Source organism: Vibrio sp. 704 (assembly GCF_033339295.1).
In genome coordinates this window covers 1-1,278 of the sequence record NZ_JAWOUH010000082.1, presented here as the reverse complement: position 1 = coordinate 1,278, position 1,278 = coordinate 1, and the positions used below count along the sequence as shown (strand labels likewise).

Here is a 1,278-nt window from a genome sequence, read left to right as displayed (position 1 = left end):
TTGACAATCGCTTGTGAAATCTCCTGCAATACGCCAGTTTCCAACTGCCAATGGTGCCAATAAATACGATAAGACATCAGGAAGCCAGGCGTAATATCAATTAACGAGCCTTGCTCTAACTCATCAGTAATTTGCAAACGAGGGATCAAACAATATGCCACTCCAGCTAACGCCATTTTGAGAAAAGCCTCTGAGCTGCTGATGTTGTGATGAATCACGCTATCAGGACGCACATTGAAATGCTCCGTGAGAAACTTTTTATATAAGTCATCATACTGATCGTAGGAAACCGCTGGCGCCTTTGCTCAGGTCTGATTGTTTACACCTTCAGAAAAGTAACGCTGATAAAACTCAGGGTTAGCCACACAAACGTAATCAATTCGTCCTAAGTAATCGGCGCGACAATTTGGTATCGCTTGAGACTCTAAACTGATCGCCCCTGCGACCTCACCACTTTTCAGTTTTTCTATTGAACGTGATTCACCGTAAATCGTCAGCTTCAACTCTACTTGACGAGTTTTCATGACGTCTTGCAAAGCTGGCAGTAACCACGTTGCCAAACTGTCGGCGTTAGTAGCCAAAGACAGCTGCACTGGGCGCGTTGTAGTATCGTTTTTGATCTCAGGTAAAATTTCGTGCTCTAGCAACCGAACTCGGCGGTAAAGCCCCAATAGTTTTTTCCCGATGGGAGTTGGCTTGGGTGGCTGCTCTCGAATTAACACAGGTTGCGCCAAGAACTTTTCGAGCTGTTTAATACGCTGCGAAATGGCAGATTGTGAGACAAACAGATGCTCAGCAGCTCGTTCAAAACTGCCTTGATAAACAACGGCATCCAAGGCTTCTATCCATTTGTAATCCAACCCTCGCATTCACTTTCTCCCAAAAAACCAACACCAAACCGTTAAATAAGTAACTCTAATAATATATTAAAATCATTAATTATACTTATTTAACCAAAGCCATTATCTTTCCCCTCTCTGTCGTTTTCTTAATTATTTGAGGTGTATCGTGAGCTTTTGGGTTTTATTGCAAGGATTTGGTTTAGGGGCATCGATGATCATTCCGATCGGAGCACAAAATGCGTATGTCTTGAATCAAGGCATAAAGCGCAATCACCACCTGACGACAGCCACTATTTGTAGCGTCCTAGATATGATCTTCATTTCTCTAGGTATCTTTGGTGGTGGTGCTATTCTGTCTCAAAATGAAGTCCTACTGACATCGGTGACGCTTGGTGGTATTGCCTTCCTGAGCTTCTATGGACTACTTTCGCTTAAA

Annotated in this window: 1 protein-coding gene and 1 pseudogene; one reads left to right on the top strand and one right to left on the bottom strand. The window is 43.2% G+C overall.

Features of this window, described 5'->3' with window-relative positions:
* Positions 1–869 (bottom strand): annotated as a pseudogene (locus R7R24_RS24580) (LysR family transcriptional regulator ArgP); the annotation flags it as partial.
* A 139-nt stretch (positions 870–1,008) separates the two neighbouring features.
* Between R7R24_RS24580 and R7R24_RS24575 the strand changes: the two are divergent.
* The coding region (locus tag R7R24_RS24575; RefSeq protein WP_318119709.1) for a LysE/ArgO family amino acid transporter at positions 1,009–1,278 on the top strand (270 nt) is incomplete at its 3' end.